At 60.8% G+C, this 14896-nt stretch carries 15 protein-coding genes, 1 tRNA gene and 2 pseudogenes; 8 read left to right on the top strand and 10 right to left on the bottom strand.

The window, feature by feature from the left end; genetic code table 11:
* Positions 1 to 13: 13 nt before the first annotated feature.
* The 3 genes from AWT75_RS04695 to AWT75_RS04685 all read right to left on the bottom strand — a co-directional run bounded on the left by AWT75_RS04695 (position 14) and on the right by AWT75_RS04685 (position 3561).
* Complete coding sequence (locus AWT75_RS04695) at positions 14 to 871, bottom strand: triphosphoribosyl-dephospho-CoA synthase (protein WP_062787762.1); 858 nt, start codon at positions 869 to 871, stop codon at positions 14 to 16.
* On the bottom strand, positions 871 to 2532 hold the full coding sequence (mdcA, locus tag AWT75_RS04690) for a malonate decarboxylase subunit alpha (protein WP_062787760.1): 1662 nt from the start codon (positions 2530 to 2532) through the stop codon (positions 871 to 873). Before mdcA ends, AWT75_RS04695 begins: the two co-directional genes overlap by 1 nt.
* Before the next feature lie 81 nt (positions 2533 to 2613).
* Positions 2614 to 3561: a LysR family transcriptional regulator gene (locus AWT75_RS04685; RefSeq protein WP_062787799.1), complete on the bottom strand. Its 948-nt coding sequence runs from the start codon at positions 3559 to 3561 to the stop codon at positions 2614 to 2616.
* Between the two features lie 633 nt (positions 3562 to 4194).
* Between AWT75_RS04685 and AWT75_RS04680 the strand changes: the two genes are divergently transcribed.
* The 3 genes from AWT75_RS04680 to AWT75_RS04670 all read left to right on the top strand — a co-directional run bounded on the left by AWT75_RS04680 (position 4195) and on the right by AWT75_RS04670 (position 5980).
* Positions 4195 to 4716, top strand: a complete 522-nt coding sequence (locus AWT75_RS04680) for a hypothetical protein (protein ID WP_153013240.1) — start codon at positions 4195 to 4197, stop codon at positions 4714 to 4716.
* Positions 4717 to 4781: 65 nt separating this feature from the next.
* Entirely contained in the window at positions 4782 to 5615 is an 834-nt protein-coding gene (locus AWT75_RS04675) for an EAL domain-containing protein (protein WP_204376877.1), read from the top strand.
* 98 nt (positions 5616 to 5713) lie between these two features.
* A complete protein-coding gene (locus AWT75_RS04670; protein ID WP_045844841.1) occupies positions 5714 to 5980 on the top strand; it encodes a hypothetical protein in 267 nt (88 codons plus the stop codon).
* Positions 5981 to 6070: 90 nt separating this feature from the next.
* Here AWT75_RS04670 and AWT75_RS04665 read toward each other — a convergent pair whose 3' ends face one another.
* The 4 genes and pseudogenes from AWT75_RS04665 to ilvA form a co-directional block, all read right to left on the bottom strand.
* Complete coding sequence (locus AWT75_RS04665; protein ID WP_062787758.1) at positions 6071 to 6526, bottom strand: hypothetical protein; 456 nt, start codon at positions 6524 to 6526, stop codon at positions 6071 to 6073.
* Between the two features lie 32 nt (positions 6527 to 6558).
* Positions 6559 to 6798, bottom strand: coding sequence for a hypothetical protein (locus tag AWT75_RS04660; protein WP_153013239.1), 240 nt, complete (start codon positions 6796 to 6798; stop codon positions 6559 to 6561).
* 179 nt (positions 6799 to 6977) lie between these two features.
* Positions 6978 to 7624 (bottom strand): annotated as a pseudogene (locus tag AWT75_RS04655) (HAD family hydrolase).
* Between the two features lie 54 nt (positions 7625 to 7678).
* Positions 7679 to 9207, bottom strand: a pseudogene (gene ilvA / locus AWT75_RS04650) (threonine ammonia-lyase, biosynthetic).
* 222 nt (positions 9208 to 9429) lie between these two features.
* Between ilvA and AWT75_RS04645 the strand changes: the two are divergent.
* The 4 genes from AWT75_RS04645 (at position 9430) to lipA (ending at position 12538) form a co-directional block, all read left to right on the top strand.
* Positions 9430 to 10578: a D-alanyl-D-alanine carboxypeptidase family protein gene (locus AWT75_RS04645; RefSeq protein WP_045844837.1), complete on the top strand. Its 1149-nt coding sequence runs from the start codon at positions 9430 to 9432 to the stop codon at positions 10576 to 10578.
* Between the two features lie 93 nt (positions 10579 to 10671).
* Positions 10672 to 10950 carry a YbeD family protein gene (locus AWT75_RS04640; protein WP_045844888.1) on the top strand — a complete coding sequence of 93 codons (279 nt, stop codon included), beginning with the start codon at positions 10672 to 10674 and terminating at the stop codon, positions 10948 to 10950.
* A gap of 20 nt (positions 10951 to 10970) precedes the next feature.
* Positions 10971 to 11594, top strand: coding sequence for a lipoyl(octanoyl) transferase LipB (gene lipB / locus AWT75_RS04635; RefSeq protein WP_062787754.1), 624 nt, complete (start codon positions 10971 to 10973; stop codon positions 11592 to 11594).
* Complete coding sequence (gene lipA, locus AWT75_RS04630) at positions 11591 to 12538, top strand: lipoyl synthase (protein ID WP_045844835.1); 948 nt, start codon at positions 11591 to 11593, stop codon at positions 12536 to 12538. Before lipB ends, lipA begins: the two co-directional genes overlap by 4 nt.
* 106 nt (positions 12539 to 12644) lie before the next feature.
* Here the strand turns inward: lipA and AWT75_RS04625 are convergent, their stop codons facing one another.
* Positions 12645 to 13148 carry a prolyl-tRNA synthetase associated domain-containing protein gene (locus AWT75_RS04625; protein ID WP_045844834.1) on the bottom strand — a complete coding sequence of 168 codons (504 nt, stop codon included), beginning with the start codon at positions 13146 to 13148 and terminating at the stop codon, positions 12645 to 12647.
* A gap of 77 nt (positions 13149 to 13225) precedes the next feature.
* On the opposite strand from AWT75_RS04625, the gene AWT75_RS04620 reads away from it, so the two are divergent.
* Positions 13226 to 13978, top strand: coding sequence for a substrate-binding periplasmic protein (locus tag AWT75_RS04620; protein ID WP_082695954.1), 753 nt, complete (start codon positions 13226 to 13228; stop codon positions 13976 to 13978).
* Between the two features lie 3 nt (positions 13979 to 13981).
* Here the strand turns inward: AWT75_RS04620 and AWT75_RS04615 are convergent, their stop codons facing one another.
* Positions 13982 to 14386, bottom strand: a complete 405-nt coding sequence (locus tag AWT75_RS04615; RefSeq protein ID WP_062787750.1) for a hypothetical protein — start codon at positions 14384 to 14386, stop codon at positions 13982 to 13984.
* Positions 14387 to 14466: 80 nt separating this feature from the next.
* A tRNA-Tyr gene (locus tag AWT75_RS04610) sits at positions 14467 to 14552 on the bottom strand.
* Positions 14553 to 14896 lie beyond the last annotated feature (344 nt).

Raw genomic sequence — 14896 nt, 5'->3', positions numbered from 1 at the left:
CGATTCCTGCTTGTCAGATGGCTGGCATGTCCGGCAGCCGGTCCAGCAGCAGGGTGGCGGCCAGCAGGTCGGCAGCACCGCCCGGTGACAGGCGCTGCGCCAGCATGTCCTTTTCCAGTTGATTAAAATGGCGGCGGCCCGGCAGCGTGGCTACCCCGCCTGCATCCAGCACCGCCTGTGCGCCGCTTTGCACCAGGGTCAAGCCCGGCATGCCGCCGCGTGACAGCAGGCAGGTGTCGTCCAGCCGGCTCATGATGGCCAGCAAGGCATTGAGCCGGGCATGGTTCTCGCCATCACCGCGTGCACGGCTGGCTTGCAGAGTGGGCAGCGCCAGCCGGGTGATATGCGGAAAGCCCTGCTGTGCTTCACCGCGGGCACCACCCACGCCATAGCGGCGGCAGGCCAGTTCCCCCTTGCGTGGCTGTGCCGGTAGCAGGCGGTCGGGCAGTTTTGCCAGTGCGGCGGCACGCTGGCAGACAGCAGCGGCTTGTAGCTGGCTGATATCCATGGCGGCGGCGGCCACCAGCAGGCCGATGGCCCAGATGGCACCGCGATGGGTGTTGACGCCGCCACTGGCCTGCAGCATGGCGTGTTCTCCGCCCCGGCCCAGGCTGCCCAGCTGTTCGCGCAGGGTTGTCGATGGCTGCTGCTGCCAGGCCGCGCTGGCCATGGCAAAGAAGGCCGGTTGCAAGGCGCGGGCCGAGCGACACATCAGTTCCAGTGTCAGGTCCTGGTGTGCGCCGCTGCCACGGCTATCCACCAGTCCGGGTTTGGGGGCCAGATGTGCTTCGTCCAGCAGGCACTGGCAGGCGAGTAGCGCCAGCTGGCTGGCCAGTTGTCCGGCCTGGTCGGGAGCGAGAGCGGGCAGCATTACCAGCTCCTGAAGCGGGCCGGCGGCTGGTACAGCCCGTCCGACCAGCTCACCAGTTCGGCCATGCTCTTGGCTGCCAGCAGTGAGCGGCTGGCATCGCTGCGCCGGATGCCCAGGTCTTCCGGCAGGGCCACCAGCCCGGCCTTTCGCAGGTTGGCGGTGATGGCCGGGTCGTGGCGCAGGCCGATGGGGGTGATGCCGGCCACGGCGGCTATCATCTGCCGGCGCTGTTCCAGTGACTCGGCCTTGTACAGGTAGGCAATGCCTTCTTCGGTCAGCACGTGGCTGACGTCGTCGCCGTAAATCATCACCGGAGCCAGCGGCATGCCGCTGCTGCGTGCCACTTCCACCGCGTCCAGGCTTTCCACGATGGTGGGCTGGCCATTGCCCTGGAAGGTTTCCACCATCTGCACCACCAGCTTGCGGCCACGCGCCAGCAGGCTGTCGGTCTGGATCAGGTCCAGCCAGGCCGGGCTGGCATGCCGCCGGCCATGCGGGTCGTGCCCCATATTGGGGGCACCGCCAAAGCCGGACAGCCGGCCATGGGTAACGGTGGAGGAGTGGCCGTCGCCATCCATTTGCAGGGTGGAGCCGATGAACATGTCCACCGCGTATTGCCCTGCCATCTGGCAGAAGGCGCGGTTGGAGCGCAGCGAGCCGTCCCGCCCGGTGAAGAACACGTCGGGGCGGGCCGCCACATAGGCTTCCATGCCCAGTTCGCCGCCAAAACAGTGCACGCTTTCCACCCAGCCGCTTTCAATGGCCGGAATCAGCGTCGGGTGCGGGTTCAGCGTCCAGTGGCGGCAGATTTTGCCTTTCAGCCCCAGTTGCTCGCCATAGGTGGGCAGCAGCAATTCGATGGCAGCGGTATTGAAGCCCAGGCCGTGGTTGAGCGATTGCACCTGATGCCGCTCATAAATGCCGCGGATTGCCATCATCGCCATCAGGATGTGCACCGGCTTGATCAGGCGTGGGTCGCGGGTGAACAGCGGTTCGATAAAGAAGGGGCGGTCGGCCAGTACCACGAAATCCACCCAGTCGGCCGGTATGTCCACACGGGTGAGTCCGGACGGGTCGTCGACAATCTCATTCACCTGGGCGATGACAATACCGTCACGAAAAGCGGTAGCCTCCACCAGCGCCGGGGTGTCCTCGGTACTGGGGCCGGTGTAGAGATTGCCGTGGCGGTCGGCCTGATAGGCGGCCACCAGCGCGACATTCGGGGTGAGATCGACAAACAGCCGGGCATACAGCTCGACATAGGTGTGGATGGCACCGATCTCCAGACAGCCATCCTGCAATAGCTGGCCGATGCGCAGGCTTTGCGGGCCGGAGAAGGAGAAATCCAGTTTGCGGGCAATGCCGCTTTCGAAAATGTCCAGATGCTCGGGCCGGCCCACGCTGGGGATGATCATGTGCAGATCATGCAGGCGGGCCGGATTGGCCCGGGCCAGGCTGCGTGACAGGAAGTCGGCCTGTTTCTGGTTATTGCCTTCCAGTACCACGCGGTCGCCGGGGGCGATCAGGATTTCCAGCGCGGCGGTCAGCTGACTGGTGGGCAGAATGCGGCCATCGGCCAGATAGCCGGCCAGCTCGATACGACGGCGCTTTTCAGCTCGGCGGCGATTCCAGACCGGGGAGGGAGTTGAGTCTGCCAGCATGCTTGCTCCATATCGCAGATGAGAATGTCTGCAAGGTAGGCGCTGGCACGCTGGCCATCAATCAAGCTGACTGTGTGATTATTAGCCTGAAGCTAATGGTTGGCCGGCAAGGCCATGAGCAGACATCTGCTGTCCCAGCATGCGGGCTTCGGCCAGCAAGGCCAGCAGATTGGGGTCGCGCTCGCGGCATTCCTGCAGCAGCAGGCCGATACGCTGCGTGCTGTGCCACTCTTGGGCCAGAGGGGTAAAGCGGATGCGCCCGGCAAACAGCGAGCTGACCCGGCCGGGCAACAGGCTGAGGCCCACCCCGGCCGCCACCAGGTTCATCAATGAGAAAATGTCATCCACCCGCATCACCACATCCGGCTGATAACCGGCGCTGCTGAACAGGCGCTGGAAGTCGCGGCTGGTGGCAAAGCCGTCGCTGAGGGCGACGAATTTTTCATGACGGTAATCAGCCAGGTCGGCTGTGGGGCTGGCCGGCGCAGGGCTGGTCAGCGAGGAGGCCAGATACAGCTGATCTTCAAACAACGGTACGGCCAGCAGGCCCGGCAGGCTGCCCTCGTCCGGCAGCGACATCAGCAGGGCGTCCACGGTCTGGGTATGCAGTTTGTCCAGCAGCTGGGCGTTGGAACCCAGTTGCAATTCGATGGCCAGTTCCGGGCGGCGCAGCTTCACCCCCATCACCAGCCGAGGAATCAGCTCCACCGTCAGCGAATACATGGCGCCGATTTTCAGCTGTGCCGCGCCAAAACCGGCTTTTTCCCGCGCCTTGCGGATGCCGTTTTCCAGTGTCCGCTCGGCGTCCTCGGCTGCTTCGGCCAGTGCCAGCGCGGCGGGCAGGGCAATCAGCCTGCGACCCTCGTGGCGGAACAGCGCACAGCGCATGGCGTCTTCCAGCGAATGCAGGGCACGGTGCACGCTCACCGTACTCATCTGCATGCGTTCGGCGGTGCGCGGCAGGCTGCCGGTGGCGACAAAGGCGGCCAGGGTCTGCAGTTTGCGCAGGGTGATTTCTTCACTGATCATCGTGTTGCCTTGCCGGTGGTGGCTGCCGATGCCCGGAAACAAGAGGGCCGGGCAGGCTGCACATGTTTTGTCTGGATGAAATGGCGGTAATGGCCCGTCGCAGCGGAAGCAGAAAAAAGAGTGAGCATGGCAAGGGGCGGTATTCTGCCGGCGGCCTGAATAGGACAGCCCTGCCAGATGCAGCAGCAAATCTGACTGATTTGTACCGGAGCCTTACAGCCTGTGCAACCGGGGAGGAAGGCAAAAGCATCCGTGGAATAAAAATTGCCCACCCGGCAAGGGGTGGGCACAAGTTCCATAGGATGGAGGAGGATTAACGCAGGCAGTATCCCGGCCAGGGAAAATTGCGTCCAGCATGACTTTTGCAGAGTTTGCGTCATATCAATACCGGCATGTCGATTTGTGTTTCGACATGGTCTTGCGACGGATTTGTGCAGTCGATAGCAGATAAATGCATGTCGAATTGAAGATTGATGATTTTTCTTCTGCGGCGGTAGCGGCTAGAGTGCAGGGAGGCCGTGTCTGCGCCAGATGCTGTCATACACCAATACGTATTAATGCCTGCCGCCGGTCAGGCCGCTCATGAATCCATTGCTCACACGTTTTTTGCACACCATCCATCCCGCTTACTTCATGGAATTTCCGTTATGGAATACCGCTGATGGAGAAGTGGTGGGGGAGTTTCTCAAGGTAAGGCTCGCCAGCCGCTTTGCACCGGTCAGCGATGCTACCGGTGAGCCGCTTGGTGTGCTGGCCAGCCTGCATGCCGTTGCCCCGGGTGGCGAGCCGATTGGCGGTGAGGTGCTGTCCCGCCTGACCGGGGTGAGCGAAACGCCGGTCGTGCTGGACCGCTTCATCCGTTGCCTGCATCTGCTCAATTACCTGCACGGCCAGCATCAGGACAAAATCCTGTTATTGCCCGTTTCCGTGGCCTTGCTGGAACGGGTGAGCCAGGACCACGGACGGGTGTTTCGCCAGATTGTCGATCAGCTGGCCATGCCGGAGCTGCAAATCGGCTTTGTCCTGCCTGCTGACTATGCGCAGCAGCCCGACCGTTTGCAGGCCCTGCAGCAAAGTTATGCGCGCCATGGTTTTGCCACTTATGTTGCCAGTGCCGATGACGAAAGCATCCTGCACCGGCTGAAAGCTGCCTGAAACACGGTGCCAGGCCCGCAGGTGGTGATCTGGCCATCAGGCAGTGAAATCAAGATAGGACATGCATGCAGTTGAACCGTTTGCTGAGCTATTTCAATCAATGGCCAGCGGGGGTTGCCCAGCACCGGCCCACGCTCAGTTTTTCCGACCATGGCGCTTTCGCCATGTATGGTGGATTACGCTTGTACAGTGCATTCCAGCCCATCATGCATGCGCACTCCGGCCAGCCGTTTGCTCATGAGGCCCTGTTGCGGGTGACCGACCATGAGGGCCAGCCCATGGCCATCGACCGTTTTTTTGCCCGCGCCCGCGGTGCCGAGGAACTGGTGTATCTGGACCGGCTGAGCCGGGTGGTGCATGCGCTGAATTTTTCCAGCCAGGCCGCAGCCGGTGAATTGCTGTTCCTGAATGTACACGGGCGGCATTTGCTCAGCATTGCCAGCGGCAAGCATGGCACCACCTTCGAAACCCTGTTGAGCTATTGCGGCCTGATGCCGGAGCAGGTGGTGCTGGAGATTGTCGAATCGGAAATAGAAGACCTCGCCTTGCTGGATGCCGCCATCAACAGCTACAAACGCAAGGGATTCCGCATTGCCATCGACGATTTTGGTGCCGGTCATTCCAATTTTGACCGGTTGTGGCAATTGACGCCGGATCTGGTCAAGCTCGATCGCAGCCTGTTGACACAGTCCATGGTGAACCCGCGGGCGCGTACCGTTTTGCCGGGGCTGATCAGCATGATTGCGGCACTGGGTGCCCAGGTGGTGTGCGAAGGAGTGGAGACCGAAGCGCAGCACCAGCTAGTAGTGCAGTCAGGTGCTGCGCTGTTGCAGGGTTTCCATTACGCACGGCCCGCTGTTAGCCTGTTTTCAGCCCGCGAGGCCAGTCACGCCGCCTGATGCCGTACATGGCATTCGTCGGTTTGCCTCAAGACGGGTATAATCCCGCTCCATTCGCGTCATTCCGACATGACAAGCCAAGGTAACGGGAAGTAAAGATGACTGAAGATCAAATCAAATGTTGCTGGTGTGACGAGGTATCCAGCCGGGCCCAACTGACTGGGCCGGCCGGTAATCTGTGCCCGCACTGTGAAGAGCCGGTACTGCCATCGACGTTTGGTGAACTGGAACTGGGCCAGGATTTTGCCTGCAGCCTGGGTGGTTCCTGGAAGAAGATTTCCGACAGCAAGGCCGAGATGCACGACGCTGCTCCATCCGACAAGCCTTGCGAGTTCAAGCCGGCAGAAGTGGTTTACCCTTTCTGATCCGGCCATCACGCTGCTGATGCAGCCGGATGGACAAGAAGCCGCCGCCAGAGTGATCTGACGGCGGTTTTTCTTTGCCTGCAGTCCTTGTCAGGCATCGGGCTCCAGCAGGGTGATGCTGGCAATGTCCAGATGGTGCAGCAGCTCGCGCAAGATCAGCAGGCTGCCCATGGCTGCCTGTGTGCTTGGCAGCCCGCTGGCCAGGCCGCCCTCCACCGCATTGGCCAGACGCGAGAACAGGCTTTCCACCATCTGGCGTTCAAGCCGGCAGCTCGCCGTGTCTGGCAAGCCGCACAGGGTGGCCAGTTGCCGCAGTTCCGCATCGCTGCTGTACACCGTGTCCAGTGCCAGACGCTGTGGCCAGCTGGCACTGATGGCGTCTTCCACCTGCATGATGGCCATCTCCAGCCCGGCAGCCGTGGGCAGCAGGGTGTGACTGTCAACGGGCAGTGCCGACTGCCAGCCTGTCGGCATGCTGTGGGCCGGCTGTGCCGCCTGAGTCAGGCTGGTGTGCTGTGCGGCGATATGCAGTTGGTAGCGGGTCATGACGGGCGGCCTTGTCTGTCAGTACTTGTCGTTTAGTGATTGATTCCGGCGTTGTGCTGGTTTTTCTGCAGCAGCGCGGCCTGCCAGGCGGCATTGTCACGGGCGATTTCGGCCTGGCGCGCTGCCGGTAATTGTGCGTCGGCGGCGCGGATGGCGGCTTGTTCGGCTTGCCAGGCGCTGACATCGGCGCTGCTGGGGTAGTTGCTGTGGTGGGCGGCCAGGGCGGCGGTGCTGAAGCTCAGGGCCAGCAGGGTGAGGGCGAGGCGTTTCATGGTTTGCATCCTTGTCGGGTTTGCGCTGTCAGTCAGCGGATGGATGCAGTGTATTGATTACCCATAATGTGAAAAATACCAGTTTGTTCAAGAAATTGTTTCTTATTGGTGTTTAATCATGCAAAAGAAAACCCGCATTGGCCGGAGGTGACATGCGGGTTGTGGTGCTTGCTTCTGGCTTACAGGTGCTGCAGCAATTCCAGCGGATGGTTGATGCTGATGTCGGCACCCCATTGCTCCGGCTGGTCCTGCGCCGAGATATAGCCCCAGCTGGCCAGTACGGTTTTCATGCCCACCACACGGCCGGCCTGGATGTCGCGCTCGGCATCGCCCACATACAGGCAGTGCTCCGGGGCAATGCCGATCTGGCTGGCCGCATGCAGCATGGGTGCCGGGTCCGGCTTGGGCACGCCTACGGTATCGCCGCTGACGGTGACCGCGGGGCGGCTGGCAAAGGGCAGGGCAGGCACCAGCCGGTCGGTAAAGCGCATCGGCTTGTTGGTGATGATGCCCCAGGTCAGCCCTTGGCCGCAATGCCGTCCAGCATGCTGTTGATGCCGTCGAACAATACGGTTTCGTCGGCAAAGCTGTGCTCGTAGTGGTCGAGAAAACGCAGGCGGTATTCTTCGAAACGCGGATGTTCGCGATCAATGCCAAAGCCCAGGCTCACCAGTCCACGTGCGCCATGGCTGGCAATCGGGCGGATGGCGGAGTAGGGCTGCGGCGGCAGGCCTTCCTCGGCCAGCAGACGGTTGAGGGCGGCGCCCAGGTCGCGTGCGGTGTCGGCCAGGGTGCCGTCCAGATCGAACAATACGGCTTGAATCATGTGCAATGCCTGTAGCAAGAGTCTGCTGCCGGCATTGTGCGCCGGCAGGCAGGGTTAGCGGATGGTCTTGCCCAGGAACAGCTTGTAGGCCGGGTTGTCGGTTTCTTCCACATAGGGGTAGGCCAGACCATCCAGGAAGCGCTGGAACTCGGCATTATCGCTGGATGGCACCTGAATGCCTACCAGTACGCGGCCATAATCGGCACCGTGGTTGCGGTAGTGGAACAGGCTGATGTTCCAGTTGGTCTGCATGCCTTCCAGGAAACGCATCAGCGCGCCCGGACGTTCCGGGAATTCAAAGCGCAGCACGCGCTCGTCCTTCAGCTGCGGGGCATGGCCGCCCACCAGATGGCGGATGTGCAGCTTGGCCAGCTCGTTGTCGGTCAGGTCCAGCCCTTCCAGGCCATTGGCTTTCAGTTCGGCAATGATGCGTTCCGAATCCTGCTTGCCGCTGATCTGCACCCCGACAAACACATGGGCGGTGCCGGGGTCGGCAAAGCGGTAGTTGAATTCGGTGATGTTACGGTTGCCGATGACCGAACAGAACTGCTTGAAGCTGCCCGGTTTTTCCGGGATGGTGACCGCGATGATCGCTTCGCGGCGCTCGCCCAGTTCGGAACGTTCCGACACGTGACGCAGGCGGTCGAAGTTCATGTTGGCGCCGCAATTGATAGCCACCAGCGTCTGGCCGGTACAGCCTTCGCGCTCGATATAGGCCTTGGCGGCGGCCACGGCCAGTGCACCGGCCGGTTCCACGATGGAACGGGTGTCTTCGAAGATGTCCTTGATGGCGGCGCACATGGCGTCCGAATCCACCAGCATGATTTCGTCCAGCAGCTCGCGGCAGATGCGGAAGGTTTCCTCGCCCACCAGCTTCACTGCCACGCCATCGGCAAACAGGCCCACGTCTTTTAGTTCTACGCGCTCGCCTTTTTCGATGGACTGCTTCATCGCGTCCGAATCCACCGGCTGCACGCCGATGATCTTGATTTCCGGTTTCAGGCGCTTGATGAAGCTGGCCACGCCGGCAGCCAGGCCGCCGCCACCAATGGCGACGAACACGGCATCGATATGGCCGGGGTGTTGACGCAGGATTTCCATGCCGATGGTGCCCTGGCCGGCAATCACGTCCGGGTCGTCAAACGGCGGGATGTAGGTTTTGCCGGTTTCGGCCACCAGCTTCATGGCGTGCTGATAGGCATCGCTGAACGATTCGCCATGCAAGACCACCTTGCCGCCACGGCTGGTAACGCCGTCAATCTTCACCTGTGGAGTGGTTACCGGCATCACGATGATGGCTTCACAGCCAATCTTTTTGGCCGACAGCGCACGCCCTGCGCGTGGTTGCCGGCACTGGCGGTAATCACACCGTTGGCCAGCTGATCCGGCGTCAGCTTGGCCATCTTGTTGTAGGCGCCACGCAGCTTGAACGAGAACACCGGTTGCAGGTCTTCGCGCTTCAGCAAAATGGTGTTGCCGGTACGGCGGCTCAGGTTGTTGGCGGTTTCCAGCGGGGTTTCCACTGCGACGTCATAGACGCGGGAGGTGAGGATGCGCTCCAGGTAGTCTTGCTTGTCTTGCATGGTGATGCCGATGTCCTTGTCGTGCTTTTTTATTGAACTGTCAGAGTAGCAGGAACTCCAAGCCGCCGGGAAGCCGTGTCGCCATTTTCATGCTGCATTGCCGCAAGCAGGCTGTTATTGACGGCCAATTGCGCCAAAACCGGGCATTTACGGTCAACGTTGCAGTCTGGACGTGTATAATCACCGGCTATTGTTTGTACCCCTCACCCGTTGTCGATCTCAATGAAAACCACCATCACCCGAATTTTGCTGGCCGCCAGCCTGGCCATGCCTGTTGCTGCCTCCGCGACCGCTGCCTTTGTTCCGCCTGTGCCCGAGATTGCCGGCAAGGCGTTTTATCTTGTCGATTTCAATAGCGGTCAGGTGCTGGCCGCACAGGACCCGGATGCCCGCGTGGAACCGGCCTCGCTGACCAAACTGATGACCGCCTATCTCACCTTCAAGGCGGTGAAGGAAAAGCGCCTGTCGCTGGACCAGATGCTGACCGTGTCCAACCGTGGCTGGAAAACCGACGGCTCGCGCATGTTCCTCGACCCGAAAGTGCCGGTGAAGGTGGATGACCTGATCAAGGGCATGATCGTGCAGTCTGGTAACGACGCCTGCGTCACCCTGGCCGAAGCCATTGCCGGCAGCGAGGACGTGTTCGCCCAGCTGATGACCCAGCAGGCGCAGAAACTGGGCATGAAGAACACCCAGTTCCGCAATGCCACCGGCCTGCCGCATGCCGATCACTACACCACCGTGCATGATCTGGCCATCCTGTCCGCCGCGCTGATTCGTGACTTCCCGGAGTTCTACCCCACGTACTCCATCAAGTCCTTCACCTATAACAAGATTACCCAGCCCAACCGCAACCTGCTGCTGTACCGTGACCCCAACGTCGACGGCATGAAAACCGGTTACACCGATACCGCCGGCTACAATATGATTACCTCCAGCCATCGTGATGGCCGTCGGGTGATTTCGGTGGTGGTGGGCACGGCCAGCCCGGAGGCGCGCGCCAACGAAAGTGCCAAACTGCTGAATTACGGCTTGCAGTTTTTCGAAACGCCCAAACTTTACAGCGCATCCAAGCCTGTTTCCGAAGTGCCGGTCTACAAGGGCGCAGCCAAATCGGTACCGGTGGGCTTTGCCCAGGATGTATTCGCCACGGTGGCCAAGGGCCAGTCGGCCCAGCTGAAGGCGGACATGTCCACAATGCAGCCGCTGATCGCCCCGATCAAGGCCGGTCAGACTGTTGGCAAGCTGGTGGTGAGCCTGGATGGCAAGCCGCTGCTGGAGCGCCCGGTCGTTGCCTTGCAGGCCGTGGAAGAGGGTGGTTTCTTCAGCCGCCTGTGGGACAGCATCAAGCTGATGCTGGGCTGGAAGTAAACCGGCTTTTGATTGACGCCCCGCCAGGCGGGGGCCGGCAATGGCCTGCATCGGGTGATGCGGGCCTTTTGCCTTTGCAGAATCGAGTTGAACATGGCTGAAAACAGCACTGAAAAGCAGGAAATCATTGAATTTCCCTGTCGCTTCCCCCTGAAAGTGATGGGCGAGCGTCACGACGAATTTGTCGTCACCATGACCGAAGTGGTGCGTGTGCACGCGCCCGACCTGGCCGAGCACGATGTCACCCTGCGGGAAAGCTCGGGTGGGCGTTTCTACGCGCTCACCATTACCGTGAATGCCACCTCGCGCCAGCAGCTGGATAATATCTACCTGTCGCTCACTGGCCATCCCATGGTCAAGATGGTGCTTTAAACCAACGTGGAGCCAAGCGCGTGCAGCGTCTGATCAAGCATTTGGGCCTGGTGGACTATGAACCCACCTGGCGGGCCATGCAGGCCTTTACCGATACCCGCACGGCCGAAACGCCGGATGAACTGTGGGTGGTGGAGCACCATCCGGTATACACGCAAGGGCTGGCTGGCAAGCCGGAACACCTGCTGCGCCTGACCGACATCCCGGTGGTGAAGACCGACCGTGGCGGTCAGGTTACCTATCATGGCCCCGGCCAGCTGGTGGTGTATCTGCTGATTGATTTCAAGCGCATGCATATTGGCGTGCGCGAACTGGTGCGCCGCATCGAGCAGTCGGTGATTGACATGCTGGCCGGGCAGGGCATTACCGCCAATGGTGACGTCAATGCGCCGGGTGTGTATGTGGACGGGGCCAAGATTGCCTCGCTGGGCTTGCGTATCAAGAACGGTGCGGTCTATCACGGCCTGTCACTGAATGTGGACATGGACCTGACGCCGTTTGGCTGGATCAATCCCTGTGGCTACGAAGGCCTGAGGGTGACGCAAATGAAGGATTTGGGGGTGGATAAAACCCTGGCGCAAGTGGCCGATCTGCTGCTGCCCCAGTTGGAAAAACACCTGACCGTGGTGAAGGAGACAGCATGAAGTTGGATAACGAGGCAGGGGTCAAGCATAAAGGCGCCGCCAAAACCGCACGCATTCCCATCAAGATCGTGCCGCTGGATGAAAAGCTGAAAAAGCCGGAGTGGATTCGCGCCAAGCTGCCCACCGGTCAGCGTTTTCATGAAATCAAGCAGATTCTGCGCGACCAGAAGCTGCATACCGTGTGCGAAGAAGCCACCTGCCCGAATATCGGCGAGTGTTTCAGCAAGGGCACGGCCACCTTCATGATCATGGGTGATATCTGCACCCGTCGCTGCCCCTTCTGCGACGTGGGTCATGGCCGCCCGAACCCGCTGGACGAAAACGAGCCCAAGCACCTGGCCGAGAGCGTGGCCGCCATGCGCCTGAAGTATGTGGTGGTGACTTCGGTAGACCGCGATGACCTGCGTGACGGCGGTGCCCAGCACTTTGCCGACTGCATCAGCGCGGTACGTGCCGCATCGCCAGGCACCCAGATCGAAACCCTGGTGCCGGACTTCCGTGGCCGGCTGGATATCGCGGTGGACATTCTCACCACCACCCCGCCGGATGTGATGAACCACAATCTGGAAACCGTGCCGCGTCTGTACAAGCAGGCCCGTCCCGGCGCCGACTACGCGCATTCCTTGCAGTTGCTCAAGGATTACAAGGCCAAGAATCCGGAAGTGCGCACCAAGTCCGGCCTGATGGTGGGTCTGGGTGAGACCGACGAGGAAATCCTCGAAGTGATGCGCGACCTGCGTGCCCACAATGTGGACATGCTGACCATCGGCCAGTACCTGCAACCGTCCGACGGTCACTTGCCGGTATTGCGCTACGTTCACCCCGACACCTTCAAGATGTTCGAAGAAAAAGCCTATGAAATGGGCTTTGCTCACGCGGCAGTCGGTGCCATGGTGCGCTCCAGCTACCATGCCGATGTACAAGCGCACGAGGCCGGTGTGTAAGCAATGCACTGAGCCGTATGCGACTCAGGCGGGCTGCCTGTGCTGCCGACCTTCTGTCGGTGGTGCAGGCAGCCTTTTTCATTGCTTGATACCCCTTCTGTGCGGACTAGGCCGGCAGGCAGGGCAGCGGCATCACACGGGCCGGGTGGTGGCTGCTATCGAGAAAACGCAGCAAATCGCCAGTGTTGATGGCCAGCGTGCTGGTATTGACCAGCGGGTGGCAAAGTACCGTGTCATGCTGGGCTACGGCCTTATCAATAATGACGTCAACCAGCCCGGCGCTGTCGTTGACGACAGCCAGCAGGCTGACGGCACCCGGTGTCAGTCCCAGTGTGGTCAGCAGCCGCTCGGCCGAGGCAAACCCAAGGTTCTTGATGGCCAGCAATTCACCCAGGGCTTTGAGGTCCAGCCTTGCACTGGCCGGCAGGCACAGCAGCAGGTAACGCCCGGTTTTTCCAGCCTTGAGAAACAGGTTCTTGCTGGCCAGACTGCCGGGTATCGGTGCCAGTGTGCTGGCTTCTGCACAGGTAAAGACGGCAGGGTGATCAAAACGCTGGTAGTGGATGGCTTCTGTATCCAGCAGCTGGTACAGATCCTGAGGGTCTCTCATGCTTTTCCGTATCGAAATGACAGTTGTGTTAATGGTATCTTGCTAGTCTGTCCGCTTGAAGAGGTGTGAGCTCCAGGATGAAACGTGCATTCACAACCGTAATGCAGTGCATCAGCAGCGTCTGGCCATGCCTGATGTTCGTGCTGCCAGCAGAGGCGGCAGTGGTGGCTTGTGGTGGAGATAACCAATGGCCGCCGTCGTCTTACCAGCTTGCATCCGCTGCGGATGTGCAGGGCTTTTCTCCGGATGTGCTGCGCACCATCCTGGGGCCGGAGGCCGGCCTGCAAATCCGGCTGATGCCGTTTGCCCGTTGCCTGGCGCTGGCCGAGCAGGGTAGTCAGGTGCAGATCGTGATGGCTGCGAGCCGTGCGCCTGCGCGGGAGAGTCAGTTCCTGTTCACCCGCCCTTATCTGCAATTGCATCCGGTGAGCCTGACCATGCAGCCCATGCTGGCAGGTAGCGACCGGCTGCCATGGTGTGGTCTGAACGGTTTCAATTATCAGGCCTTCGGCTTGCGTGCGGAGGAAGTGGACCGGGGCTCGGCCAATTATCCGGACCTGCTGCGCAAATTGCGCGCCGGGCATTGCCGTGGTTTTGTCGAGTACCGGGAGGTTTGGCAGGGTTTGTTGCGGCTGGGCGTGTTGCAGCCGGATCAACTGCCGCCGCTGGTGCTGCGCCCGCTGCCGGGCAGGCCGGCGGTGGAAGCTTCATTCATGATTTCGCGCCGCATGCCGGGGGCGGAATTACTGCGTCAGCAGCTGGACAAGGGTTTGCAGGCACTGGCTGCGCGGGGGGAGCTGACTGCCTTGCTCAAGCGGCAGCTGCCCTGAGACTCAGGGCTGACGTCCTGCTTTCAGTTGCTGGTAATCGGCCAGCACGCCATCAATCAGCGGCAATATTTGCTGCAGGCCGGCACTGTCCGGCAACTGGTCAAACTGCAGGCTGGCATCCAGTTGCTGCAGGCAGCGCCGGGCAGCGGTGCACACTTCCACCGCGGCATTGAAGTCGGCCGGACCCAGCACCTTGCCATTGCGGACTTTGCGATAGTGGATGCCGGCCATCACAGCGTATTTTTCAGCCAGCTCGCCTTCGGTAAAACGGTTGGCGCGCTGCATGGCAAACAGCTGGTCCATGATGCGGCGGCAGGCTTCTTCAGTACGCTGGAAGCGCTTTTGTTCGGCCAGACGTACACCCTGGGCAGTGTTGGGTTTGCCTGCTTTGCTGTTCTTGTTGGCCATGGCTGTGTCTCCCGCTGGATGGTGCCGCTGCAGACGGCATGCAAAAGGCCCGAACGCAATGTCGGGCCTTTTGGGAATACTGGTGGAGGGAGAAGGATTCGAACCTTCGAAGGCTGAGCCGCCGGATTTACAGTCCGGACCCGTTGACCGCTGGGGTAACCCCTCCAAAAGAGATCGGCATGATAGCGAGGCTCATTTTCAGCGTCAAGCCCCCGGTAAAAATTTTTGCATGGCCTAGTCAGGCTACTGCCTGCCGCCGCGGGCGGGCGTGAGCCAGGTGATGTGACAGCGATGGCCGAGTGGGTTTTATTGTCGGGATGACATTGGTAAAAAGCGGCAGCCAGCATGCTGCAGTCCTTCTGAAACAGCCAAATGGAATGAATGGATATTTACCGTACCGTAATTTATTTTGCTGATTTGTCAGATAGTGTTTGACCGATGGCTGTGAGGTGCGTATAACGGTCCTGCAGGATTTCAAGCGTTGTGCCTATTTCGTTACAGTGGTGTCCC

It is taken from the genome of Aquitalea pelogenes (assembly GCF_001515305.1).
GTDB lineage: Bacteria > Pseudomonadota > Gammaproteobacteria > Burkholderiales > Chromobacteriaceae > Aquitalea > Aquitalea pelogenes.
The sequence above is the reverse complement of the archived record's forward strand: the minus strand, read 5'-3'. Positions and strand labels throughout refer to the sequence as shown.